Genomic DNA, 25,775 nt, shown 5'->3' with positions numbered 1-25,775 from the left:
TCAGCCTCAGTTAGCGGGATAGTTTGCAGTAGCATTGGTCTGACAACGCGCCGGACGCTGGCTGCTGTCAGGAATAGCATAGTTGGTGTAAGTCGCACCAGGACCACCTTTACCGTCCCCACCTGCTGCGGCTGCACACATCAGCGCCTCTACCCAGCGATCGTCCCGACCGACTTCTCTAAAGAATTCGTCTGGCGCACCTGCGGGTGGTAGGGTGAACCGCTGAGAAAACAGGTCAGGCAGTTGAGTCAGGAGGGCAACATCAAAACCCCAGTTACGGTTAGGAGGCTCATAGAAGGGAATTTTACCTAAGTCGGCAGAGTTTCCTGCTCCTGGTGAGTTACCTGTTCTGTAGCCTTGAGGATAGCCAAACAAGCTGGAAGCATTATAGGCAGCTATGTTAAAGAGAGGCTGAGCTGGAGCTGTAACGAAGGCACTGCGCTTGAACTGAATGAACGAACCACTGATGTTGTTGTTAACACCTGACCAGTTTTCTAACAAGTGAACAAAGCTAGGTAAGCCAGGGCCAGGTTCACCTGTTGTGGGTACATTGGCCCCTACACGGCCAGGGGTATCTCCAGAAGCAACTACCACGTTGTATGTCGTTCCAGCAGGATCAGTAGGAGGCAGCCACTTTGTATTAGAGACGGTACTAGAGCCACCCATAATAGTGTCGGTGGCTTGGTTGCCAGGGCCATTCGTTGTTGCTTGCAGCTGTAGCACCGGAGTAAATCGAGGCTGATCGCTACCCACTACCGCAACGACTTTTGAAGTGGAACCATTAGTGAATTGAACTGCGTTAGCACTTCCATACAGCCGTCCTTCAATTTCTGCCTTGTTTCCCATCTGTAGGTTGTCAGCAAAAATAGTGCCCTTTAATTCATGGGGTGTTCCATCCACATCTTGAAACTTGACAGCACCGTTATCCAGGAGCCAAAAAACGTTGTTTTCGTCAATACCGCCATCCAAAACCAGTTTGACACCGTTACAACCAGTACAGTTATTAGCTCCAAAGTTAAAGCTCCCGCTAGGTGCTTTAAGGATGAAAATCGCATTGGGATCAGGACTAATAGTCCTAGGTTTGAGCGTAATGACAGCACCATTGTTGAAACCACCTGACGGCAGCGTATAAACGTTAACCCCTGCCGTTGCTGTCAGGTCACCGCCATTTGCGGTAAATGCCCCTGCATTAGCTGGGCCTGTTGCAATAGGAGCTGGGGATGTGATGGCTCCAAGGATTAGCCGAGACTGGTTGATAACCCCCGATACTGTAGAGGTATTGGTATTGTTGCCAGGGCAAGTTCCTGTGAAATTAGCTTCACCACTCTGATAGCGTTTTGTAGCCCCTGCATTATTGGCTGGTACACATACTGCATAGCTAGACGCTTTATCGGCTAAAGGTAGGTTTAGGTTTGCAACTGAGTTATCCCACGCAGTTGGACAGTCTGTTAAGCTACCCACACCAGCTGTATTCTTAACGCAAACCGTTTCAGGCAGTAGCAGTGTGCTGTCCGCACTATATTGCAATGGACGCCCAGCATCGTACTTATCCGTAGTAATGTCATTCACACGTGTGGTTGGGTCGTTGGCATCACTAGAAGTTCGATACCAAAGAGCATTACCCGCATTTCGAGGCTTATTGGCACCAGCGTACGCAAGGAAGTTGTTGGTTCCGCTGGTGTAGGTCCCTGTATAAGGGAACGCCCAGATACGACCATCTTTACCAGACGGACAATTGCTAGGACCACATACACCAAGAGGAATGGGGCTAGCTCTACCAGCAAGGGCTGGCTCTGTAAAGATCAACTTGTTGCTAGCCTTACGGAGAACTGCGATCCGGCGAGGGTAGCGTTGGTACTCTGCGGCTGCGGGCTGAGCTGTTGTACCTGCTTTGTGAATCGCAATATCAAATGGTTGATCCAGCGCAGATGAAGCTTTTAGGTTGGTTGCTGGATTGATGTTCCAGTCATTAGGACCGCACTCGGAAATAACAACTTTAGTACATACCTCCATCACATATTCTGGAAAGTCACCTCGGCGCTGAATTGGAGTGACAAAGTTGTTGAAGTAAGAGCTGTTAGGAGCGGTACTAGTCCTAGCATGGTAGGAGCTGTCAGTAATGCCAGCAGTGATACCACCACTGCTAAGGCCGTTGATCGCGAAGTCGTTGTCCCAAAAACCATTGCTCTTACGCTTAGTTTTGGCATCTGCTACGTAGTCTTGGTTATTGCGTAGATCGTAGCCTCCCTCATCACGGAAGCCATATCTAAAGCTCTCGGAGAGCAGAGAAACTGAGTCTGCCAGAATTGTTGCGGGTCGCCAAGTGTCGCCTGGAGAGCAACTACCTGGACCAAACTGGCCTGGACGGCAAGCAAACTGTGGGTTTGGAGTACTGCGATTGTAGAAGTCAGCGTCACCCCAGGCACCTGTTAGCGTTTCGTTAAACTCTTGCCCTGTACCGCCAGTGTGAAGGTTAAAGTTGCCTTTAATATACGCAGGTACATTGCTGGCTAGGATTAGTCCTTTCTCTTCAGCTCTGTAATTGTTGGTGCGACTGAGATTAGCCCCGTTCTCTAGCAATATGGCGCTAGGGCGACGGCTAGGGTCGAGCTTGAAATCGACCGGGCTTCTGGACTTCTGAGCTGCTGCCTTCTGAGCGTCACTTAAAACTGTGGCAGTAGATAAAGGTGCGCTTAAGTCAGACAGCGCGTCATCTCGGCTGGCGTAAATAATGCCGCTGTTAGGGAGTAGATATTCTTGTGCGGGAGTCGCGCCACCAATAGTTGTTGTCCGTAGCCGTTCTAGATCTAAGACTGTTGCCCGAACTTCTAGAGGTTGACGCTCCTCAATGCTCAAGTCATATTTACCTGTCAGCGCCTCCACAATTTTGGCGGAACCCGACGCTGTACCTGCTCCAATACCTGCCACATTAATGGTGTATGTAGGACCAGCTCCCGAAATTGAAGTTACTTCACCCTTAGTGGAGTTTAGTTGCTGATTAACAAAACCTCGAATCGTAATAGCTGAGCTAACTGGCAGGAGAGCTTGCAACTCCGCTAAGGTTCCAGCAAAGCTAACCGTATAAGCCTTATTGCCAGATGCTGCTGTTACACCTGTTACAGAAATATTGCTGAGGAGATCTCTGTCAATAGATTTGACTTGCTCAGCATTTAGAAATGTAGTTTCACGAATGGTGCCGTGAGGTATTTTCGATGGGTCTGGGGCCTTCCCTGCCTTGATTTCTAAGGCACAAACAGCAGAATCAATAGCTGACTGTTCTGCTAGGGTTAAATTCCGACCGGCATCCTTACTAATTAGCGCTTTACGCAATGGCTCATTGACAAAGCGGCCGCTAGGATAGACCAAATTGGCCTGGTAGTTTAGCTTGGCTCTGAGATCACCACCGCCTATGGGTTCAGCAACACTAGTAAAGACTGCATTAGTCAGAACCCCACCTGCTGCTAGAGTAGCTGCTGTTGTGCCAGGAGGTCCGTAACTAATACCGCTATTCGATCTACCGCCCGTCGGAACAGTAACACCAGATGGCAGTCCAGGAGCATTGCTAGCCGTTGTGCTAGTACTAGGATCGTAGTAACTGCTGACACAAGCGATCGGGGTTTGATAGGTAGCAGGAGCGTTGGGATTGTAGGCACTATCTTGGAAGTGATAGACAGCGGTGGCACGCATAACCAGGTCGCCCCGCTTGTCCACATTTACAAGGTCGGGTGTCCCGTTATTGTTAGTGTCTTGCCACATGGGCATTGAGTCGGGCCAAACCACAGGGAATGCTTCTACCGTGGCTGTGTTGGGGTCGTCATAGGTTGCTTGGGTAGGTGCAGGTAAGAAAGACGATTCAACACCAGCAGCTGGGTTGCGATCAGTGCTATAAATCCCTGCACCTGTCACAACTCGTAAACCACCAATATTGTCAAGCACATTCACTGGCCTTTCGGCAGCCGCCTTTTCCCAGAAACCGTCCCGGTCTGTGATCCCCAAGTCAGCGAGTTGGCTTACTAGTGCGGTTCGCTTGCGGGGGTTGTCGGCAGCAGCTGTATTGGTACCACCCGTATCATTGTTCCAGCTCACATTGGGAATGGGTTGTGTAGCACCAACGTCTAAGAATTTAGCCCCATCAAAGAGAATTTCTGCTACGTTGTTACCCACCATGAGGCGATCGCCTAGCAACAGTTCCTTGGCTACGTTGCCTTTGCGTAGTGGGGAAAGCATGGGAGGCTGCAATGTTGCACCACCATTCTGAGTTGCCAAGGTTAACCCTGTATAACCACCAGTCCCAGCCATGTTATTGGCAGGATCTGTTGGGAACATCCAGGTGTTAGGGGGTCTTAAAGGATCAACACCGGGGAAGATGGCAGCGGTAGGGGTGTTGGCGTTGTAGGTTGTGCCACCAACAAAGAGAGCATTCGCTCCAAACGGCACTTCTAAAAAGGGAACCCGCCGAGTCCGCTGTCTAAAGTAGGTTTCTAGCTCCTGCCGACGCACTTCTGCTGGATCAAGTGAGGCATCGTTGTTTAAGCGCTGCTGGATATTGTTCTTAATTTCGGTAGGATCAACGGATGTAACCGTATAGTTTCCAGGAGTACCTCCAACAGTTTGTCCACCCCTTGAGATTGCGGAATCAACTAAGAAATTGACGCGATCTATATAGGCTTGACTATTGTAAGCAATGTCTCGCGGAGCATTGGTGGTTGTCTTATTGGTGCCGTTAATAACCTTAGTTAGATCAGGATTTTCACCTTTACCCTGGAACAAATGAACATTTACATCACCAGATGCAGTTTCATCGGCTTGAGTTGAATTAATAGCGCCACTACCAACGTTACCGCCAACAACAATCTTGCCAGTCTCTTCCTCGTAGTAACAGGAATTCTTACTACTGACTTGGTAAAGCTTAACGTCTCCTGTACCTGAGCCTGTCGCTCTTCTAATCAGTAAGTTGCTATTAGTAAATACCCGTCCATTTAGCTTTAAGCCAGGACCAGGGGTAATCTGCAAATCATCCTCATAAACAACAGCATTATTGCTGAGAGGAATACGGCCCCGGTCTTGCTGGAACTCTAATGCTGAAAATCCTCTGTTACCCTTATAAGATTCAAAAGTGTTGCCCAGCCCAGCAGCACTTGTGATAGGCACCGTTGCTGTATAAACAAAGAAACTCTTCTTGAGTTTGCCACCTGCTTTATACCAACCAGAGTCTCCCACCAAGCTAGCGCTAGTTCCCAAGGCATTCGCACACTGTCCCCCCAGAGAGCTATCGTCCATGGGCGGCGTTCTAGCTTCTAGAGGAGTTCTGGCTCGATTGAAGTTGCCTGTAGCAGGGTCACGAGTAGGACTCCGAAAAAAGACACCGTACAGTGTATAGCTGTCAAACTTGCCGTTGTTATCTGTATCAACCGGAAAGCGCCATGCAGTTGTTGAAGTTTCATCGTTTTCAATAGCAGCGTTCGGCTGAATTTGAGCACCATTGTAAGGCGCAGTAGGGTTATTAAGATCAAACCCAATCTTAAGCCGCGTTTCGTCGCCGAATGTGTATTTAGTACTAGTTCTGATCGCTCGATATAGAGCTGTATCGGAAGGGGTAGCTCTAGGTAGAGTTGGATCTTCGAAGAGTGCATTTAGCTTTGCTTTGGCTCGATCGATCGCAGGGGAAGATGCGTTAAGAGAAACTTCATTCACCCTTGTGTTGCTAGCATTCCTCGAGCGATCAAAAGAGCGAATTACCAAGGCTGTAGTCAGCAGGACCACCACCAACGTCACCATAACGACAGTGGGCAAGACAAATCCCGTGTTGGATAGGCGCGATCGCTGACCAACGACGAGTAGGCTGCGTAGGAGCCAATTCGTTAACTTATTGTGGGTAGCTGGTTTGCGAGTTGGCATGGTGGCTTTCCTGTTCCAGATGAAAAGTTCTGTAAGTTAAAAGTAAAAGCGACTAAAAATAGAAGAGAGGCAAGCTTGCTGCGGCAATTGCGCGCAATTAGGCAGGCATAGATAAAGTCTTAATATTCTCAAGGCAGATTGCTCTGTCTTAGCAAGTTTGAACGGGTTGAATCAACCGGAAAATCACTAATGCAGGGATGTTTCAACATGAAGTTTCCAGTTAACTTGCTGAATGAGATGGATTTTAACTCCCCACGCTTGGAGCTGTAATCCAGAGAATAGACCTTTAATACAGACAAACATCAGGCCGGAAACACACAAGAACTATTACTTTGAGAGCATAGGGTATAACTTCATCACAACTTTGTAAAGATTGTGTATAAAGTCGCTCGTCATTATCTTACCCATTCGTATTGAAAAAATTATCAGCCTTGTGCAAAGTTTGCTGAGAACGTTGAGTTTTTATAAATTTGATAAAGCTGTAACTGTGGTCGTCAGTGTTCTCTACTAAGAAAAAAGCCTGTCAGGGTTGATGAGAAACCCTACAGGCGTACTAGATCAAAAGAACGAGCTTTAGTAATGGTTGAGGTTAAGACCTGCTTCTTTCGCCATTGCTGCCAGACCCTTGTGCTCCAAAGTTTTGATGGCTTTGGTCGATAGTCGGAGACGAACCCAGCGATTACCTTCAGCCCACCAGATGCGTTTCCACTGTAGGTTAACTTCTTGCAGCTTTTTGGTGCGACGGTGAGAGTGAGAAACGGCGTAGGCGTTGTTTGCCTTCTTGCCGGTCAGTTGGCATTTGCGAGACATGTAAACTCCAGTCCTGAACTTTGTCAATTTAGGTGCAGTCTCTTATTGTATACAACGCTTCAATTGAGTTCAAACAATTGGTAGTTTTTCGGCACTTTAGAATTTAGAAGCGCGATCGCCCGCCATCTCATTAGAATTGCCTTCTGAAGCGTTTGTCTGCCCTCCAGAGCTAGGAAGGCAGGCTTAAAAGTAAAAAGAGAGGCGATCGCCTCTCTTACAAACCACGTCGGACGTCATTTAAGTCGTAGCTTCTGGAATCTGGTCTACTTCGCTGCCTGCTCTGTTAGGCGAGTTAGCACTTGGTTAGAGCGTTCTACAAACGCCTTCATACCTTCAGCATCAAATCCTTTCTGAGACATTAAGGCTAAGTCATAGACATGCTGACATATCATATCTGCTAGTTCGTTGGAAGTAGATTGCCTTTCAGCTTGAATAATGCTGCCTTGGCTCAGATTAATTAGATTTTGAATCAAGGGGTGAGCCGTGTTCACCAGCAGGACATGCTCTTCGGGAAACTGAGCTAGTTGCTGTTGCATCAAAGCGTTCATCTCTTGCAAGCGACGCAAAGCTTCTGGCAAAAGCACGATCGCTGGGGGAGTGCCTTTGGGATCGTCCGATTTCAAACTTTCGGTGCGAATAATTAGCTTAGGCCGGTTGAGTGCTTTCTGGAATAATTCCTTCAGCTGCTCACCACGAGTCTGATTCGTTTTCGGGTCAACAATATCAGCCGCTTGATCCTTTTCAATCAGAGTGTCATCGAGGTCAGAGTCTACACGCGAGAACTTAACCTCAGAATACTCTCGCTCCAAGAAGCTAATGAAGTGGGTATCGATGAAAGAGTCCATAAAGAGGACTTCTAACCCCTGTTTCTTATGTAACTCTACATAAGTAGCTTGAGTCACTTCATCCGTGCAGTAAAAAACTCGATTCTCGTGGCGCGATTGATCACGCTCTAGATACTCTTTGATAGTGGTGTAGGAAGGTCCAGGGCTAGATTCTGAAGCAGGAGTTACTGTTTGCCAGGCGTCGCCTTCTTCAGACTGCACTTCAACCGCAGGCATTTCAGCAGTAGTTGGTTTCAACTCAGCAGTGGAGCGATAGATCAAAATATCTTCAACTTGCTTCTTGAACTTGTCGTCGTTAATGGAGCCAAACTTGACGAAAGTTCCTAAGTCTTGCCAGCAACGGACATACTCTTCCCGGTTGTCTCGGTAGAGTTCTTTCAGGCGATCGCCCACTTTCTTAGCGATATAGTCTGCAATTCTCCGGACCGTGCGATCGTTTTGTAAAAAGCTACGGGAAACATTCAGCGGAATATCAACGCTGTCAATCACACCCCGCAGAGGCAATAGGAATCGAGGAATGACTTCTTCGCAATTGTCACTAACAAATACTTGGTTGCAAAATAGCTTGATTTGGCCCTTAGTAACGTCTACATCTGGCTTTAACTTAGGAAAGTAAAGAATGCCATTGACAACAAAGGGGTAATCAGTATTGAGATGCACCCACAATAGAGGCTCTTCTTGGAAAGGATAGAGATAACGATAAAACTCTAAATAATCTTCTTTGGTCAGGTTACTAGGAGACTCTTTCCAAGGAGCTTTTTGTCGATTAATTTGCTCTCCATCCAGCTTGATGGGCACTGGCATAAAGTCGCAGTAAGTTTTTACTAACTGCTTAATTCGGTAAGGCTCCAGATACTCTAACTCCTCCTCTTGTAGGGTTAAAGTTACCGTAGTTCCCCGTTGAGCCCGATCGGATTCTTCAAGGCTAAACTCGGTTGAGCCATCGCAGGACCAATGAACGGCTTGAGAACCCTCCCGATAGGAAAGTGTGTCAACATCAACCCGCACAGCCACCATGAACGAGGAATAAAATCCCAGCCCAAAGTGACCAATGATTTGTTGATCAGTGGAGTTCTTGTACTTTTCAACGAATTCTTCAGCGCTAGAGAATGCTACTTGGTTGAGGTACTTCTTGACCTCCTCCGCAGTCATGCCAATTCCGTTATCAGAGACAGAGAGGGTTTTCTTGTCTTTATCAAGCGTGATTTGGATTTCTGGCTCTCCTGCCTCGCCAGAGAACTCTCCAGCGTAAGAAACCATCTTCAGCTTCTGAATTGCATCAACCGCATTTGAGATCAGTTCTCGCAGAAAGATTTCGTGGTCTGAGTAAAGCCACTTCTTGATAATTGGAAAGATGTTCTCAGTATGAATACTGATGTTGCCCTGTTCCAGAATGGTTGCCATGAGTCTAGTCCAGTGGACGGTTGAGTTAGTTCTATTTCAAATATAATTGTGGGCGATCGCTTCTACTTCAAGGTCAGGGATTGCACCCACGATAGATTCGGATTTCCCTACTTTAGTTTCAGATGCTCCTGGATTTGGGCATAAGAATCTTTACTCTTTGACCATGCATAAGCCGGGTATTGAGCTACAAGCGAAGTAAAGTGGGCATAAATCTGCAATTAATATATACCGTTATTCTATGCACCAAGAGCTAAAGTTATCAGGCTCATTGTTACATTTTAACTAGAAGAAGCCATGAAAATCTCTATTCTCACCCCTGATCTCTCACACAATTGTCTGGGTCGAGCCCACCTTTTAGCCAAAATTCTACAAAGACAATATGAAGTAGAAATTGTTGGTCCCATGTTTAGCAATAAAATTTGGGAGCCTTTGGCCGATATGGATAACATTAGCTACAGCACAGTTAGAATCAGTGATTCTGCGATCAAAAATTATTACCGTTCCATTTCACTGGTTGAGAAAATTAGTGGAGACGTTGTATATGCTAGCAAACCGCTCTTTACCAGTTATGGCTTAGGGATTCTCGCAAAACTAACTAAGAATAAATCTTTGGTTTTAGATATAGATGACTGGCAATTTGGCTTGGCAAAAGAAGCCCATAAGAACTCACCTTCCCTAAAATATCGCCTAAAGAATTTAGTTACTTCAGCTGTTGAGCTCTACTCAATCTATTCTTACTGGAACCATGCAATTGGAGAACAGCTAACATGGTTGGCCCAAGACATTACTGTCTCCAATAATTTCCTGCAAGAAAAGTTTGGGGGGACAATTATTTGGCATGCACGTGATGCTAACGCATTTAAGCCCGACGCTTTTGACAAAGTTGCTTTAAAAGAAAAGTTTGGCCTTAAAGAAACACAAAAAGTAGTCATGTTTCTGGGTACTCCCAGACCACATAAAGGATTAGATGATTTAGTAGAAGCGATCGCCGGAGTAGACAACCCTAATGCTTTGTTAGTTATTGTTGGTCTAGACAAAGATACTTATTCTCAGAAACTTGTAAAATTAGCCGAGAGCAAATTGGTAGGCAAATTTCGAGCGTTTGGTATGCAGAGCTTTGACAAAATCCCTGAATTTCTAGCGATCGCTGATGTAGTTGTAATTCCTCAGAGATATAACTCAGCTACAGTTGGACAAGTACCAGCTAAAGTATTTGACGCTATGGCCATGGCTAAGCCAACTATTTCCACTACTGTTTCTGACTTACCATACATACTGGAGGGATGCGGTTGGCTTGTAGAACCTGAACAGCCCCATCAACTAGCAACCTCAATACAATTTGTTCTTGACAATCCTGATGAAGCCCAGCAGATAGGAGAGAAAGCGAGAGAAAAATTTATTACTAGTTACAGCTGGAGCGCAATGGAGAAGAATTTGACCAAAATTTTTAAGCAGTATGAATAAGGCCTGAAGTTAAATTCTATCTAAATTTTTAGTTGTACTAGACATAGTTTTAATCCACCGCTTTAGTATTTGAACTTGTTGTTGAGGTAGTATGACAGCAGCTACAATTTTAGACAATACTATTAGCATAAGTTTTGTTTTTCTGAGCCACGTAGGATCATAACCAAGGGCATGTCTAAAGAATCGCATTGCTGCTAGCCCATGTCGTTGATCTACATTCCCTTCTAAAGCCTTTAAAGTTAAATATTGGTACCTCTGAGCCAAAGCTTTTCGCTTAAGTTGGGGTGATTCATGAGGGAGTAAATGCGGAGCTAAATCAAACGCTCTCTCCACAACTTGTAAACTTCCAGCTTCCATCTTCCAAACATCAGTAGATGCTGATCTGCTAGCAACTCGATATAGCACTTGCACTAGAGGAACAGCAACAAATTCATAACGTGCAGCTAAGCGCAGCCACAAGTCCCAATCCTCAGCATGGGTTAGGGCAGGGTCAAAGTTTCCAACATCCCTGAGGGCATGTTTACGAATTAAAGGATTAGAGCCACTTTCTATAAAGTCTCTTAGTAAAAGCTTTGTGTAAACACTACCCTCTGCCAAGATATGACCGCCTGGCCTTAAAGGTGTGCCAGCTTGATCGATCCAATTAGTCCAGCTATAGGCTACAGCAGCCTTCGCATTTGACTTTAACGCTTGCAACTGAGTTTCTAGCTTATCAGGTGTCCAAAGATCATCAGCATCAATGAAAGAGACATATTCACCTGTAGCGAGATCTATACCTCGATTGCGACTAGCAGAAACGCCAGAATTAGAGTAAGAAAATACTTTTATTCTTGAATCTTTGATGCTATTTAGTACTTTTAAGGTTGTATCTTGTGAGCCATCATTAATAATGAGAAATTCAAAATCAGAAAATGTTTGATTAAGGACGGACTCCGTCGTTTCTCTGACAGTCGACTCACCATTGTAGACAGGCATAATAACAGAGATAAGTGGCATAGTGTTTTAGCTCACCTACTTAATCTACTTTTGCGAGATCTAACTGTAGATACCCATGCAGAGCATAAACATTAAGACTATCTCTAAATTTGCTAATTATAGCTTGAGAAAAACTAGCTGGAAACACAAGTATTATAAATATTTTAAGAAATATTTTGATAAGTACTTTTGCTTTCAGAAGAGAAGGGTCATTCAGAATGGCAATTCCTATAAACTTAGCAGCCATTAAGCCATGTCTTTGATTAAGGTTACCCTGTAGAGTATCGGCTGTTAAGCACTTATAACGGTTAGCAATTATCACTTTCTTATATCGCCGAATAGAATCAGGAGCTTCATATAGCACTTTTTCAATTACTTGTTTAAAGCCAGACTCACGTCGTTTGATATTTGATGACCATGATTCACTAGAGTGTCGATACAAAACCTGGGGAGCTGGTACGACTGTAAACAGATAATTTGATGCTAAGCGGAGCCACATATCCCAGTCTTGACCAGCCACTAGTGATTCATCAAAACCTTGAGTTTCAAGTAAAGCTTGTTTTTTTATTAAAGGGTTAGAACCACTACCAATGAAATCAAGCAATAGTAGATCTAGGTACACATTACCAGTAGCTTTTCTATAAGAACCACGACCTATAACTTGGTCAGTGTCATTAATATAATTAGTCCAGCTATAAGCTACAGCAGCATCTGGATTTGCTCGTAGTGATTTTAACTGGGCTTCTAGTTTGTCAGGAGTCCACAAATCGTCTGCATCAAGGAAAGCAAGATACTCTCCTTGAGCTTCACAAATACCACGATTGCGGCTTTTTTGAGGACCAGAATTAGGTTGAGAAATCAACTTAATTCGAGAATCTTGAATATTTGAAACAATATCTGCTGTTGTATCTAAAGAGCCATCATTGATAACAATAAGCTCAAAGTCTGAGAACGTTTGATTTAGAACTGAGTCAATAGTTGCCTCAATTGTTTTCTCTGCATTATAGGCTGGTATCACAACAGAGATTAACGGCATGGTATATAGCTCTCAATAATTACCTAATGGAGTAATCTTTAGCTAGTTTTACGATTTCTACGTTTAAGCTACAACATTAATTCCCTTATTGATGTAGTTTTCCTTAAAGAGAGGGTAAATATTTTTATAGAATACAAATTACTCTAAGTATCAGCAAAAATTTGACGCTTAAAAATGATGCTAAATTGGCAATCGCACTGACCAACAAACCTGACTTGAAGATTTCTGTCAATGGGTTAAGACTATTGCTGGTGATTACCCATTGACAGAGTAACTTATTTTCTCAAAGTCAGGATTTGGTTTTAGCTGACTGAGCCAAACCTGAATAAGAAGATGAGGGTACAGCTTCAACCGTAGAATCTAGGTCTTTTTTGGTAAACGTTAAGGTATTGTTCGCTAAATCAATCACGATAGTATCCCCCTCTGTAAACGTGTTTTCTAGCAGCTTGTTAGCGATCGGATTTTCAAGTTCTCGCTGAATAGCACGCTTGAGGGGACGAGCACCATAAACGGGATCGTAGCCTGTATCTGCAATATAATTTTGTGCTGCTTCTGTAAGTTCTAGCGTGATTTTTTGATCGGATAGAAGTTTTTGAATCCGTTTGATCTGAATACCGACAATTTGGCGCAGTTCACCAAGATTGAGCGGATGGAACAGAATGATGTCATCCACGCGGTTGAGGAATTCGGGGCGGAAGTGCGATCGCAGGGCTTGCAGGACTAGAACCCGCATCTGTTCGTACTTAGAATCATCCCCTGAAACATCCAGGATGTGATCGCTGCCAATGTTGCTAGTCATGACTATTACGGTGTTGCGGAAGTCAACTAGCCTACCTTGAGAATCGGTAATGCGACCATCATCGAGAACTTGCAGTAAGATGTTGAATACGTCTGGATGCGCTTTTTCGACTTCATCAAGCAGCACTAAAGAGTAGGGATGACGTCGCACTGCTTCGGACAACTGCCCGCCTTCCTCGTAGCCTACGTAACCTGGAGGTGCACCAACCAATCGGGAGACTGAGTGTTTCTCCATGTATTCCGACATGTCTAGGCGTACCAAGGCATCATCGGTGTCAAACAATGATTGAGCTAAGGCACGAGCCAGTTCAGTTTTACCAACCCCAGTCGGCCCCATAAATAGGAAAGAACCAATGGGACGACCAGGATCTTTCATTCCTGCCCGTGCCCGTCGAATTGCTGAGGAGACTGACTCCACCGCTTCATCTTGGCCCACCACCCGTTGGTGCAAGTAGGACTCTAGCTGGAGCAATTTTTGTCGCTCTGATTCTAGGAGACGGTTAACAGGGATGCCAGTCCACTTGGCGACAATCTCAGCAATATCAGCATCGGTGACTTGCTCTCGCAAGAGGCCAGAGCCACGAGATTGAATCTCTAGGAGTTGCGCTTCTTTAGCTTCGCGATCGCGTTGCACCGACTCTAAACGACCATACTTGAGTTGAGCCGCTTTGTTGAGGTCATAAGCTCGCTCTGCCTGCTCAATTTGGACTCTGAGTTGGTCTTCCTCCATCTTCAGAGCTTTGATGCCTTCTAGGGCTTCTTTCTCGGTTTGCCACTGACCAGAAAGCTGTTGCTGTTTTTCACTCAGTTCTGTAATTTCTTGCTCAATTCGGGTTAGGCGTTCCCGTGAGGTTCGATAGCCGCCTGCGATCGCGCGTTGGCCCTCATTTTCTAGAGACAGCTTTTCCATCTCTAGCTGCATCAAACGCCGATCAATTGCTTCCAACTCAACGGGCTTAGAGGTGATCTCCATCCGGAGCTTGGCTGCAGCTTCATCGATTAAGTCGATTGCTTTATCGGGTAAGAAGCGATCGGCAATGTAGCGATCGGATAAAGTCGCCGCTGCCACTAAGGCAGCATCAGTGATTTTGACCCCGCCGTGGTGAGTTTCGTAGCGATCTTTAAGGCCACGCAGGATAGAAATGGTGTCTTCAACGCTAGGCTGATTGACCACAACCTGCTGGAAACGCCGTTCTAGGGCTGCATCTTTCTCGATGTATTTGCGGTATTCATCAAGCGTGGTGGCACCGATACAGCGCAATTCCCCACGAGCTAGCATCGGCTTCAGCAAGTTGCCTGCATCCATGGTGCCTTGGCTCGCTCCAGTACCGACTACGGTGTGGAGTTCATCAATGAAGAGGACAATTTGCCCGTCGGAGTCCATGACTTCGCGCAACACGGCCCGCAGACGGTCTTCAAATTCGCCGCGATACTTGGCTCCTGCAATCAAGCTGCCCATGTCGAGCGAAATTAGCTTGCGGTTTTTCAGGGATTCTGGCACATCGCCGTTGACAATGCGCTGAGCTAGTCCTTCAGCGATCGCCGTTTTACCGACGCCGGGCTCCCCAATCAGGACAGGGTTATTCTTGGTACGCCGTGACAGGACTTGAACCACTCGACGAATCTCGTCATCGCGACCAATTACAGGATCTAACTTGCCCGATTTCGCTTGTTCTGTCAGGTCTTGACCATATTTCTCTAGGGCAGCGTAGCGAGATTCAGGGCTTTGATCTGTGACTTTTTGGCTGCCTCGAACGGTCTTGATTACGGTTTCTAGCTGCTTGGCATCCAGATTGACTGCTTTGAGCAAGCGCCGACCAATGCGTTCGTCTTCGGCAAAGCCAATGAGTAGGTGCTCAACTGAGATGAATCCATCTTGCCAGGATTCTCGTGTAGCTTCGGCCCGGTCAGTCAGCAAATCTAGCCCCCGACCTAGATAAAGTTGCCCATCGTCTGTAACGCGGGGTTGGCGTTGGGCAAATTCTTCTAATTGCAGAAGGAGTCGGGCTGAATCTACACCCGCGCGATCAAACACTTTGCTCGCCAGTCCATCCTGCTGCAAGAGAGCAACGACTAAATGCTCCACCTCTAGCTGTTGGTGTTTGAAGCGACGGGCCACTTCCTGAGATTTAACGATCGCTTCCCAGGCTTTGTCGGTGAATTTGCTAGAGTCGGTGGGCTGCATGTTCTAAAAAGAATTCCTGTGAAAAGGCTTGTCCGCAGACGTTTAGTATAACAACCTGCCCTGCGCCATCTCACCTGCTAAAAGGTGAAGACAGTCCGGAGCGTACTCTGCCAAATGTCAGGATTCGTAGCGTTGTTATTAGGATTAGTCACGAGCATGAAAGTGGGTGTCACACTGAAATGCTCATTGATGGAGAGATTGTAGAACAATTCAAAATTGGTTTGCGTGGCATCTCCCAAGTTGCTGGTGATGAAAGGCTGACCCACAGCCGCCCCAGCCAATGAACCTGGAATCACAAGGTTGCGAAACACGACTCCCAAGGCCCAGGTTTGAGGATGAAGATCTAAGTTTTGGGCTAAAACCGAGTTAAACCCCTGGTACGACCCGAAGCCATAACGACCAAACACGGCAACTGTTCGGTCAATGGCCCATTGGGCATTGATCCCAGCCGCTTCAATCTGAGTGTCGTTGAGGGTAGCACTTGTATATTGCAACTGGACACTGCTAGCGGAATTAATCGAATACTCCAACTCCACGCTACCTTGATTGCGATCGCCAAATAAACCGCCTTGTTGTGGGTTGTCGCCATCCGCTGCGGCATAGAGCGATCGCAGTGCCCATGAATCAGAGAATTGCCAATCTAAGGCAATACCAGCACCCCCAAAGCGGTCAATCTGGTTTTGCACAATCAAAGGATTATTGACGAAAAAGCCAGAGCTAAAATCAACGCCTGAGTTGTTGGCGAAGGGATTGCGATCAATAAAATCGCTAGGCACGATTTTGGGGCCAATACTGACAGCCAAATTCGGTTGAGGTCGAAACGTGTAGTAAAGCTTGCGTATTCGGGGCGTCTCAGTCACTTCGGCGTACTCTACTCCCCCAGCATCAGCTAATAGACCTGTGGTTCCCAGCAAATTTTGATCGCGATTGTGCACTTCACCGATCGCATCAGTTCTACCGTTGCCCATTTCTAGTTGGGTTAACAGCAGGGCATCGGGTTGCAGAGTGGTTAATAAATCTAGCCGCACCCGCGAAACCAACTCCAGTGAGGCTTGGGTTCCTATTGTGGGCGCAAAAATGGCTTGGCCTTGCAGTTTGGTGGTGGTCGAGAACTGATTGGCTTCCAACTCGCTCGTACGCCCATCTAAATCAGCTAAGCGATCGCGCAAATCATTCAAAGCTGGACTGAAGGTACTCTGAAGCTGCCGTAAGGTCTCAATATCCTCCGGATCTAGGTCGCTAGTTTGATTGGTCGTAATTAAGTCATTAACCTTGACAAAAACAGCATTGAGAATGGCGGCAAACTCGTAGCGAGTTAGCGATCGCTGTCCTTGGAAGGTGCCATCTGAATAACCAGTAACTACGCCATAGCGCTCAACCAAAGATTTCAGGGCTTGATAAGCCCAGTCAGTCGGCTGCACATCTGACAGCTCTGACACAGAATTGACTTGAGCCATCGCAGAGTCATCTGTCTCTAAGCTATCGGTCACAGGTACGGTTGGCTTAGAGAAACTTGAGGGCAACTGGGCAATTGACTGAGTGAATTTAGCGGGGGCGATTGCTGGGTCAGGCGCAAATTTTAATAGCGTTGGGCTAGCTTCAATCTCAGCTTTTCCTAGAGCAACGGAGTTAGAGATGTTACCCCTAGATGGGAGCCGCAGAGGTGGCGAAAGTGTATCAACGGCTAAATCTAAAGATGAATTTGAGCTATGAGGTAATTCAGCCTCAGCCTTCAGCGAAAATTGTGCTAGAAGACTAAGGCTGCCAAGACCTCCAGCGACCCAATTGATTCTCCTCACTCTGCCACTCCTTCAAGGGGTTGCTATTCAGAAAGTTCCAGAACAGCAACTAAAAACCGGAACTTAACGTTGACCTTTAGCTGACCTTTACAGGTTGTTGACCCGTTATTGAATAGGCAAGGGAAGGCCGCATCCCGCCAGGTATTTAGTGAGCTGTAGTCGCAGGTTCCGTGGTTTGCTGTGCCGACGCTGCGTTCTGCGCCGCTAGTTGAATTAATTCAACTTTGTAGCCACTAGGATCTTCGACAAAAGCAATCACGGTGGAGCCATGTTTCATGGGACCTGGTTCGCGCACCACCTTACCGCCACGCTCCTTGATGGTGTTGCAGGTGGCATAAATATCATCCACACCAATGGCAATATGGCCATAAGCATCACCGAGATTGTATTGCTCTACTCCCCAGTTGTGAGTCAGCTCAATCACTGTATGGTCAATTTCGTCACCGTAGCCTACGAAGGCAAGGGTAAATTGGCCACCAGGATAGTCTTTACGACGCAGCAACTTCATGCCTAAGATGTCGCAATAGAATCTGAGTGATTCTTCCAAGTGGCCAACCCGTAGCATCGTGTGGAGTAGTCGCATAATTCTTTTCCCTGCTTCACATTTTTTATTCAAGCACTCAGCGGAATCTTTAGCAGATCCGTAAGTAAAACTACCAGTCTAAAATCCAGACCTCTCTAAGATCACTCTTGGGTGTCCGTTTGGACGTATTCTAACAATCGGGCTGTTTGCCATTTTAGGCTGAGCGCCAGCGGGTGAATCGTGAACATACCGCCCGGTTGAGGCCAGTTGCAATTCTGCTTATTCAGAGGGTACAGAGGGAATGATTGATACGCCAGAGACCGCCATTTACTCCATTCGGGCTCGCGAAATTCTAGATTCACGCGGACGCCCAACCATTGAAGCGGAAGTGTATCTGGAGAATGGTGCTGTTGGAGTTGCACAGGTTCCCAGTGGTGCTTCAACAGGGAGCTTCGAGGCGCATGAATTACGCGATGGAGACTCAAGCCGTTACGGCGGCAAGGGCGTACAGAAAGCAGTGCAAAACGTGGTGGAAGAAATTGCCCCTCGCTTAATCGGTTGCAATGCGCTAAATCAAGAAGCGATCGATCGCGCCATGATTGACCTGGATGGCTCGCAAAATAAAGCCAATCTAGGCGCAAATGCCATCTTAGGGGTCTCTCTAGCTACAGCTAAAGCGGGTGCCGAAGCTCTAGGTCTACCGCTCTACCGTTACTTGGGTGGACCACTCGCGAACTTGCTGCCTGTGCCTCTGATGAACGTGATTAATGGTGGCGCGCACGCAGACAACAATGTGGACATTCAGGAATTCATGATTGTCCCGATTGGGGCTTCCTCATTTCGTGAAGCTTTGCGCTGGGGAGCAGAAGTGTTTTCCTCGCTCAGCAACGTCTTAAAGGCCCAGGGATTATTAACTGGGGTAGGAGATGAAGGTGGTTTTGCCCCCAACTTAGCGTCTAATCAGGCGGCTTTAGATTTATTGATAGCCGCGATCGAGAAAGCGGGTTACAAGCCTGGAGAGCAAGTAGCATTGGCGCTGGATGTGGCTGCGAGCGAACTCTACAAAGACGGTCAGTACGTGTATGATGGCGCTGCTCATACGCCAGCCGAGATGGTTGATTATCTGGCTAAGTTGGCAGGTCAGTACCCGATCGTCTCGATCGAAGATGGCTTGCACGAAGATGATTGGCAGCATTGGCAGTTGCTAACTCAGAAGTTGGGCGATCGCGTGCAGCTTGTCGGAGATGATTTATTCGTCACCAACCCCACTCGGCTCCAGCAGGGGATCGACCAGAAAGCAGGCAATTCGATCTTGATTAAGCTGAATCAGATTGGCTCTTTGACCGAAACGTTACAAGCAATCGATTTAGCTACCCGCAACAGTTACCGCTCCGTCATTAGTCACCGTTCTGGTGAAACCGAAGATACGACGATCGCGGACTTGGCTGTAGCAGTTCGCGCGGGTCAAATTAAGACGGGATCGCTTTGCCGTAGTGAGCGGGTGGCGAAGTACAACCGTCTACTCCGGATTGAGGATGAGCTGGGTAAGCAGGCGCTCTATGCAGGGGCGATTGGCTTGGGGCCTCGGTAAGGAAGTAGGCTCGATCAAGTTATTGGCTTTGAGGGGTTTTGAGGGGTTATCGGATTAACTCTTTAGAACCGAACCCTTGGGGGCACCTGCCCCCAAACCCCCGCTGAGGGACGGTTGCGTCCCCCAGACCCCCTCCAAAACGGCTTTTTGAGTTAGTGTTTACAATGAAGAGGCATCTTCCTTTCAGTAGGTGGATGCCTTTTTGCTTAAGTTGGGACAAGTTAGGGCAGGGGCGATCGCGGTTCATCTTGCCAAATGCCTCATGTCATCAAAGCCTGACCTAGCAGACTTCAGGCTTTATTAGAAATCCTTAAAAAAATATAACGATATTACTTCTTATTCAACTGAAAGCTGCAATTGAAACGGTTTGCAGCCGATGTTTTGTGTAGTTTGTTGCTGACAAGTCTAAATTTTCCCGTTTGAATAGGAGTAGGGTAGGTAAAAAAAATTACACTTATCCTAATTTTCTTGGTTCGGGCATTCCAACTCTGGCAGTGAACAGCACTTCTAAAGACATGGTTGAGCAACAAAATTCTGTGGATGCAAGTCAGAGCCTGACCAAGCCAAATTTTCAACTCCACCAGGTTGAGGCAGAAGCTAAACTTCTACAAACCCTTTCGTTAGCCATTAGTGAATCTCCGGATTTGGCAACGGCTTTGCAGGTGGCACTTCAACAGGTATGCGAAGCCACGGGGTGGAGGTATGGAGAAGCTTGGCTCCCCGATCCCACACAAACCAGATTGGAATGTAGTTCGGCTTGGTATAGCGAATCTACTTCACTAGATAAATTTAGAGCACTGAGTCAAGTGATACATTTCCAGCCAGGAGTAGGGTTGCCTGGGCGGGTTTGGGCTAAGCAGAAACCAGAATGGATTCAAGATGTGTCTCAGGAAGCCTCAACGAGCTTTTTGAGGACTGAAATTGCTCTGGAGGCAAAGCTCAAAGCAGGGCTGGCAATGCCTATTCTGGCGAGAGGGGAAGTGGTTGCGGTCTTGATCTTCTTTATGTTTGAAGCTTGCTCCGAAGACCAGCGCCTAGTGGAATTGGTGACTGCTGTAACTGCTCAGTTAGGTGCAATCTTGCAACTTAAGCGAGCCGAAAGAGCCTTGAAAGAGCAACAAGAGTTTTTGCGGCTCGTTCTAGACAACATTCCTCAGTACATTTTTTGGAAGGATACTCAATCTGTTTATCTAGGCTGCAATAAGAGTTGGGCAGAGTTGGCAGGTCTGACCCAACCCGCCGCGGCAATTGGCAAGACTGACGATCAACTACCTTGGACGCCACCAGAGATTGAGTATTATTTGGAGCAAGACCGACGCATTATTGCGACTGGAGTCCCAGAGCTAGACATTGTTGAATCTAAGCAGCATCAAGATGGTCGTCAAGTCTGGATGCATGTGAATAAATTGCCCATTCATAGCGCCGAGGGTCAGGTTATTGGGCTATTGGGTCTGATGGAAGACATTACAGAGCGCAAACAAGCCGAGCAATGTCTGAGGGAGAGTGAAGCACGACATCGGGCTATTTCAGGCATGGCCTCTGACTATGTTTACTCAGTCCGGATTGAACCGAACGGCGAATTGGTGACTGAATGGGCCACTGAAGCTTTTTATCGCATCACTGACTACACACTGGATGAGATGAATGCTTTAGGCGGTTGGGTCAGCTTGATTCACCCAGAAGATTTAGCCTTGACCTACCCTTTTGCTCAGCAGATCTCAGCTAATCAGCCTAGTATTTTGGAATATCGCATTGTGAATAAAACGGGCGCGATTTGTTGGCTACGTGATTATGCTCGACCGGAATGGGATGCTGAGCAACAACGAGTCGTACGAATTTTAGGAGCAGTCAAAGATATTACCGAGCGCAAGCAAGCTGAGGAAGCCCTACGGCAAGCCGAAGCAAAGTATCGCAGCATTTTTGAAAACGCAGTTGAAGGTATTTTTCAGACCACGACGAATGGGCAATATTTAACTGCCAACCCGATGTTGGCAAAGATTTACGGCTACGATTCCTCAGAAGAGTTGATGGTCACCTTAACGGATATCCAGCATCAACTTTATGTCGATCCCAGCAGTCGAGCTGAATTCATGCAGCGGATTCAAACTCAAGAAGCTGTGTGGGGATTTGAGTCTCAGATCTACCGCAAGGACGGCACAATTATTTGGATTTCCGAAAATGCTCGAACCATTCGAGATGACCAAGGCCAACTCATTGGCTATGAAGGAACGGTTGAAGATATCAGTGCTCGGAAACAAGCAGACGCAGAACTACACAAGCGCGAAAGTCTGCTGCTAGGCGTAGCAGAAGCGACTCAGCACTTATTGACCAATCCTAATTGCGACGCCGCGATCGCAGCAGCACTAGCAACTCTAGGCACGGCAGCAGGAGTTGATCGCGTTTATATCTATGAAAATCATCCGCATCCCATTACTGCTGAGGTGGCGATGAGTATGCGATTTGAATGGACTCACGAGGCGATCGCTCCGACGATTCACCAAGCCTATTGGCAAAATCAACCTTACCGAGAATCTGGTCTTAGCCGCTGGCACGAAGCTTTATCTACAGGCCAATCGATTAGCGGGATTACTCGTGATTTTCCCCTAGTGGAGCAGAACCTCTTAGAGCGGGATCAAATTCTGGCGATTTTAATGGTACCAATTCTGATTGATCAGCACTTTTGGGGTTACATCGGCTTTGACGACTGTACGACAGAACGCTGCTGGTCGAAGAGTGAAGAATCCATTTTGATTGCAATGGCTGCCAGTATTGGTGGAGCTTTGAAGCGGGAGCAAGCAGCGGCCACAATTCGTTATCAAGCCTTTCACGACTTACTGACTGGGCTACCCAATCGCATTTGCTTCAACAACTGGTTATTGCCATCACTCACGCAAGCGCGGTGCAGTGACAAAAACGTAGCCGTGATGTTTCTGGATTTAGATCGCTTCAAAGCAATCAACGACACTCTAGGGCATGCGGTAGGAGATCAGATTTTGCAGTTGTCGGCGCAGCGCATTGCCAGTTGTCTACGCGAGGAAGATATTGTGGCTCGTTGGGGCGGCGATGAGTTTACGCTGCTACTGCCAGATTTGAGCTGTCCTGAAGACGCCAGCAGAATTGCCCGACGAGTGCTAGAAGCGCTTAGACCTGCTTTTACCCTGGAGGGACATGAGCTATACATCACTAGCAGCATTGGCATCGCCCTGTATCCGCAAGATGGCGAAGACGTTCCTACGCTCCTAAGAAACGCCGATGCTGCCCTTTATCAAGCTAAAGGCCAAGGGCGGAACAACTACCAGTTCTATACTGCGGCCCTCAACGCTCAGGCATCGGCTCGGTTGGAGCTAGAAAGTAATCTCCACCATGCCCTAGAGCGGGGGGAGTTTGTAGTCTACTACCAACCGCAAATCAACCTAACCAACCAGCAAATTACTTGCATGGAAGCTTTGGTGCGGTGGCAACATCCAGAACTGGGGTTACTAGACCCGAAAGCATTTATTCCATTGGCCGAAGAAAATGGTTTAATCGTTGCCATTGGAGAGTGGGTGCTGCGAACCGCTTGTCAGCAAGCAAAGCAATGGCATCAGGCAGGCTTCATGCGATCGCGGGTTTCTGTCAACCTATCAGCGCGGCAATTTCAGCAACCTGAACTGGTCGGAATCGTCGCTCGCACTCTCGCAGAAACTGAGCTTGGGCCAGAATTCTTAGAACTTGAGATTACTGAAACGACCGTCATGCAAAATGCCGACTCTACCTGTGAAGTTTTGCATGACTTAAACAAAATGGGAGTTTCCCTGGCGATGGATGACTTTGGCGCGGGTTACTCTTCATTAGGGTATCTGAAGAAATTTCCCCTCCATACGCTCAAAATCGATCAGTCTTTCATTCGAGATTTATCGCTTAGTCCCCAGGATGCTGCCATTGTCAGTGCGGTAATTGCTTTAGGGCAGGGGCTAAATCTTAATGTAATTGCCGAGGGAGTCGAAACTCAAGCTCAACTGGAACGGTTGCGATCGCTACAGTGCCAGACCATCCAGGGTTACTTGCTCAGTGCTCCCTTAGCAGTCTCAGAAGCCACAGTCTTCTTGCGAAACCATCGGCTGCAATGTCCACCTCCAATGATTTCGCAAGATCGAGTTACTGCTCAAGTTTAAAGCGCTGAGTTTAACGATCCCTATCTAGCTAGAACTGGCGTAAAAATCGCAGATCGCTGTTGTAAAGCCGCCGGATATCGTCAATCTGGTGCAGTACCATCGCTAAACGCTCCACCCCAAAGCCAGCCGCAAAACCCGTGTAAACTTCCGGATCATAACCGACAGCTTTGAGCACGTTAGGGTCAACCATCCCACAACCCAGAACTTCTAACCAGCGACCTTTCCACTGCACATCTACTTCTGCCGAAGGTTCGGTAAAGGGGAAGAAACTGGGACGAAAACGGATGGGCACATCACCAAACATGGCTTCCAGAAAGACTTTAATTGTGCCTCGGAGATCCGAGAAGGTTAGTCCTTCATCCACTGCCAGAATTTCAATTTGGTGGAAGACGGCAGAGTGAGTTGCATCCACTGTGTCACGACGATACACCCGTCCCGGTACTGCCACGCGGATAGGAGGGTCGTTTTCTTCCATGTAGCGAATTTGCACCGTTGAGGTGTGGGTCCGCAACAAATTTCCATCCGTCAAATACAGCGTATCCTGCATATCCCGAGCGGGATGGTCTGGCTGGAAGTTCAGAGCTTCAAAGTTGTAGTAGTCTGTGTCCATCTCTGGGCCTTGAGCCACGGTGTAGCCCAAACCCGTAAAAATATCTAAGGCGCGATCAATCGTGCTATTCAGCGGGTGCATTCGCCCTTGAGGCCGATACATCCCTGGCATCGTCACATCCAGGGTTTCAGCTTCCAACTGGGCTTGAATTTGAGCTGCTTGCAGTGCTGTGCGCTTAGTGTCTAAATCGTTTTGCAAAGCTTCTTTGACCTCATTGGTCAAAGCTCCAATCCGAGGACGCTCCTCAGGTGGTAACTTACCCATACCCCCGAGGGCTTGGGAGAGTTGGCCTTTTTTCCCCAGGTACTTGACACGGAGTTGATCTAATTGATCCAGAGTTTCGGCAGTGGCGATCGCCTGTTGCGCTTCTTGGCGCAGCGCATCTAATTGGGCTTCCAGATCGCTAGTCTGATGAGTCATGCTAGGGGTTGTTCGTAAAACAATAATCTTGAGCGCAGCGCTTACCCGTGAAACGTTGCTCTACATAATGCCAGTTTAGAGGCTAGCGTTCTGTTTTGGACAAGGTTTTCCCAGGTAGTGTTTCGTCAACCGATCGTCAAAATCATCTCTTCGGCTCGTCATTGCAGTTGCACAATCTGCGATGTCAGGCACAATCAAAGTCTGGTAGACCATTGACAATACTATTGCGTCGAATTACTCCATGAGACTCCTTGTTAGTAACGACGATGGCATTTATGCCCTCGGCATTCGTAGCCTAGCGAATGGGATGGCTGAGGCAGGCCATAAAGTCACAGTTGTTTGCCCCGATCGAGAGCGATCGGCTACAGGCCACGGCTTAACTTTGCATAGCCCCATCCGAGCAGAAGAAGTTGAATCAGTCTTTCATCCCAGCATTAAAGCTTGGGCTTGTTCGGGCACCCCTTCAGATTGTGTTAAGTTGGCTTTAGGAGCCCTCCTGGACCATCCACCAGATTTTGTGCTCTCCGGCATTAATCACGGCTCTAATCTTGGCACTGATGTGCTCTACTCAGGCACAGTCTCAGCAGCCATGGAAGGGGTGCTCGAAGGAATTCCTAGCATTGCTTTTAGCTTGACCAGCTTTAGCTGTAGAGAATTTCAACCAGCTGTACGCTTCGCCCAAACCTTATTAACCCAACTGACTCAACACCCTTTGCCCAAGCTTGTCCTGCTTAACGTGAACGTACCCGCCGTCACGCAACCAGACATTATGGGTGTTGCCATCACTCGCCAAGGAGTTCGCCGTTACACAGACATTTTTCAGAAACGCCTAGACCCTAGAGGCAAAACTTATTACTGGTTGGCGGGTGAGTTGCTGGAGGATGTCACGGATGAAGTCGATCTTAAGGAGGGCAACGAAGCAATTACGGATGTGCAAGCCATTCGGAACAATTACATTACTGTTACGCCCCTCCAGTACAACTTAACTTCTGTAGACGGGCTCACCAATTTGCAGAAGTGGCAACTAAATTTCCCGGACTACCCATTGCTTTAACAGCAGAAATAAAAAGCTACTTGCGGTTCAAAGTTCTGAGTTAAGTGCTGAGAATCTCTTAAAAATAGGGCTTCGATCACTACCAGAGGGAACAATTTTGATTAAGTTGGAATCATAGGGAGTTTCTCCAAACTAAATTATTTATAGATTTCACTGTTCGCAGTATCCAGGGTGAGGGTTAGTGAGCCATCGGGCGTGAGAGGACTCCG

Annotated in this window: 13 protein-coding genes; 4 read left to right on the top strand and 9 right to left on the bottom strand. The window is 47.2% G+C overall.

Translation table 11 applies throughout. The annotated features are described in order from the left end of the window. Positions 1-6: 6 nt before the first annotated feature. The 3 genes from hpsA to htpG form a co-directional block, all read right to left on the bottom strand. Positions 7-5,898: a hormogonium polysaccharide biosynthesis protein HpsA gene (hpsA, locus tag H6F68_RS09665; RefSeq protein WP_190558488.1), complete on the bottom strand. Its 5,892-nt coding sequence runs from the start codon at positions 5,896-5,898 to the stop codon at positions 7-9. Positions 5,899-6,471: 573 nt separating this feature from the next. Then, the gene (gene rpmB / locus H6F68_RS09660) at positions 6,472-6,708 is read right to left on the bottom strand and encodes a 50S ribosomal protein L28 (protein ID WP_190551988.1); all 237 of its coding nucleotides are present in this window, start codon (positions 6,706-6,708) and stop codon (positions 6,472-6,474) included. A 263-nt stretch (positions 6,709-6,971) separates the two neighbouring features. Next, positions 6,972-8,957: a molecular chaperone HtpG gene (htpG, locus tag H6F68_RS09655; protein ID WP_199300004.1), complete on the bottom strand. Its 1,986-nt coding sequence runs from the start codon at positions 8,955-8,957 to the stop codon at positions 6,972-6,974. 294 nt (positions 8,958-9,251) lie between these two features. On the opposite strand from htpG, the gene H6F68_RS09650 reads away from it, so the two are divergent. Next, positions 9,252-10,421 (top strand): glycosyltransferase family 4 protein, encoded by a 1,170-nt coding sequence (locus H6F68_RS09650; protein ID WP_190558486.1) that lies wholly within the window; start codon positions 9,252-9,254, stop codon positions 10,419-10,421. 9 nt (positions 10,422-10,430) lie between these two features. Here H6F68_RS09650 and H6F68_RS09645 read toward each other — a convergent pair whose 3' ends face one another. From H6F68_RS09645 to gloA, 5 genes are all read right to left on the bottom strand, one after another. After that, positions 10,431-11,417, bottom strand: coding sequence for a glycosyltransferase (locus H6F68_RS09645; RefSeq protein WP_190558484.1), 987 nt, complete (start codon positions 11,415-11,417; stop codon positions 10,431-10,433). Positions 11,418-11,436: 19 nt separating this feature from the next. Continuing rightward, positions 11,437-12,432: a glycosyltransferase gene (locus H6F68_RS09640; RefSeq protein WP_190558482.1), complete on the bottom strand. Its 996-nt coding sequence runs from the start codon at positions 12,430-12,432 to the stop codon at positions 11,437-11,439. A 289-nt stretch (positions 12,433-12,721) separates the two neighbouring features. Continuing rightward, positions 12,722-15,415, bottom strand: a complete 2,694-nt coding sequence (gene clpB, locus H6F68_RS09635; protein ID WP_190558480.1) for an ATP-dependent chaperone ClpB — start codon at positions 15,413-15,415, stop codon at positions 12,722-12,724. A gap of 77 nt (positions 15,416-15,492) precedes the next feature. Beyond that, entirely contained in the window at positions 15,493-17,214 is a 1,722-nt protein-coding gene (locus tag H6F68_RS09630; RefSeq protein ID WP_199300003.1) for an iron uptake porin, read from the bottom strand. Between the two features lie 145 nt (positions 17,215-17,359). After that, positions 17,360-17,797, bottom strand: a complete 438-nt coding sequence (gloA, locus tag H6F68_RS09625; RefSeq protein WP_190551999.1) for a lactoylglutathione lyase — start codon at positions 17,795-17,797, stop codon at positions 17,360-17,362. Positions 17,798-18,038: 241 nt separating this feature from the next. Between gloA and eno the strand changes: the two genes are divergently transcribed. Then, on the top strand, positions 18,039-19,328 hold the full coding sequence (gene eno / locus H6F68_RS09620) for a phosphopyruvate hydratase (protein WP_190552001.1): 1,290 nt from the start codon (positions 18,039-18,041) through the stop codon (positions 19,326-19,328). 494 nt (positions 19,329-19,822) lie between these two features. Beyond that, positions 19,823-23,482, top strand: coding sequence for an EAL domain-containing protein (locus tag H6F68_RS09615; RefSeq protein WP_190558478.1), 3,660 nt, complete (start codon positions 19,823-19,825; stop codon positions 23,480-23,482). Between the two features lie 28 nt (positions 23,483-23,510). Here H6F68_RS09615 and pheS read toward each other — a convergent pair whose 3' ends face one another. Further along, positions 23,511-24,512, bottom strand: a complete 1,002-nt coding sequence (gene pheS / locus H6F68_RS09610) for a phenylalanine--tRNA ligase subunit alpha (RefSeq protein ID WP_190558476.1) — start codon at positions 24,510-24,512, stop codon at positions 23,511-23,513. A 241-nt stretch (positions 24,513-24,753) separates the two neighbouring features. Between pheS and surE the strand changes: the two genes are divergently transcribed. After that, a complete protein-coding gene (surE, locus tag H6F68_RS09605; protein ID WP_190558474.1) occupies positions 24,754-25,566 on the top strand; it encodes a 5'/3'-nucleotidase SurE in 813 nt (270 codons plus the stop codon). Positions 25,567-25,775: the final 209 nt, after the last annotated feature.

It is taken from the genome of Trichocoleus sp. FACHB-262 (assembly GCF_014696035.1).
Lineage (GTDB): Bacteria > Cyanobacteriota > Cyanobacteriia > FACHB-46 > FACHB-46 > Trichocoleus.
This window is presented reverse-complemented; position numbering and strand designations above follow the sequence as displayed.

Coding starts and splice junctions, on each gene's coding strand:
- surE (WP_190558474.1), top strand. CDS start 24,754: ATGAGACTCCTTGTTAGTAACGACGATGGCATTTATGCCCTCGGCATT.
- gloA (WP_190551999.1), bottom strand. CDS start 17,797: ATGCGACTACTCCACACGATGCTACGGGTTGGCCACTTGGAAGAATCA.
- rpmB (WP_190551988.1), bottom strand. CDS start 6,708: ATGTCTCGCAAATGCCAACTGACCGGCAAGAAGGCAAACAACGCCTAC.
- hpsA (WP_190558488.1), bottom strand. CDS start 5,898: ATGCCAACTCGCAAACCAGCTACCCACAATAAGTTAACGAATTGGCTC.
- eno (WP_190552001.1), top strand. CDS start 18,039: ATGATTGATACGCCAGAGACCGCCATTTACTCCATTCGGGCTCGCGAA.
- H6F68_RS09650 (WP_190558486.1), top strand. CDS start 9,252: ATGAAAATCTCTATTCTCACCCCTGATCTCTCACACAATTGTCTGGGT.
- clpB (WP_190558480.1), bottom strand. CDS start 15,415: ATGCAGCCCACCGACTCTAGCAAATTCACCGACAAAGCCTGGGAAGCG.
- H6F68_RS09645 (WP_190558484.1), bottom strand. CDS start 11,417: ATGCCACTTATCTCTGTTATTATGCCTGTCTACAATGGTGAGTCGACT.
- htpG (WP_199300004.1), bottom strand. CDS start 8,957: ATGGCAACCATTCTGGAACAGGGCAACATCAGTATTCATACTGAGAAC.
- pheS (WP_190558476.1), bottom strand. CDS start 24,512: ATGACTCATCAGACTAGCGATCTGGAAGCCCAATTAGATGCGCTGCGC.
- H6F68_RS09640 (WP_190558482.1), bottom strand. CDS start 12,432: ATGCCGTTAATCTCTGTTGTGATACCAGCCTATAATGCAGAGAAAACA.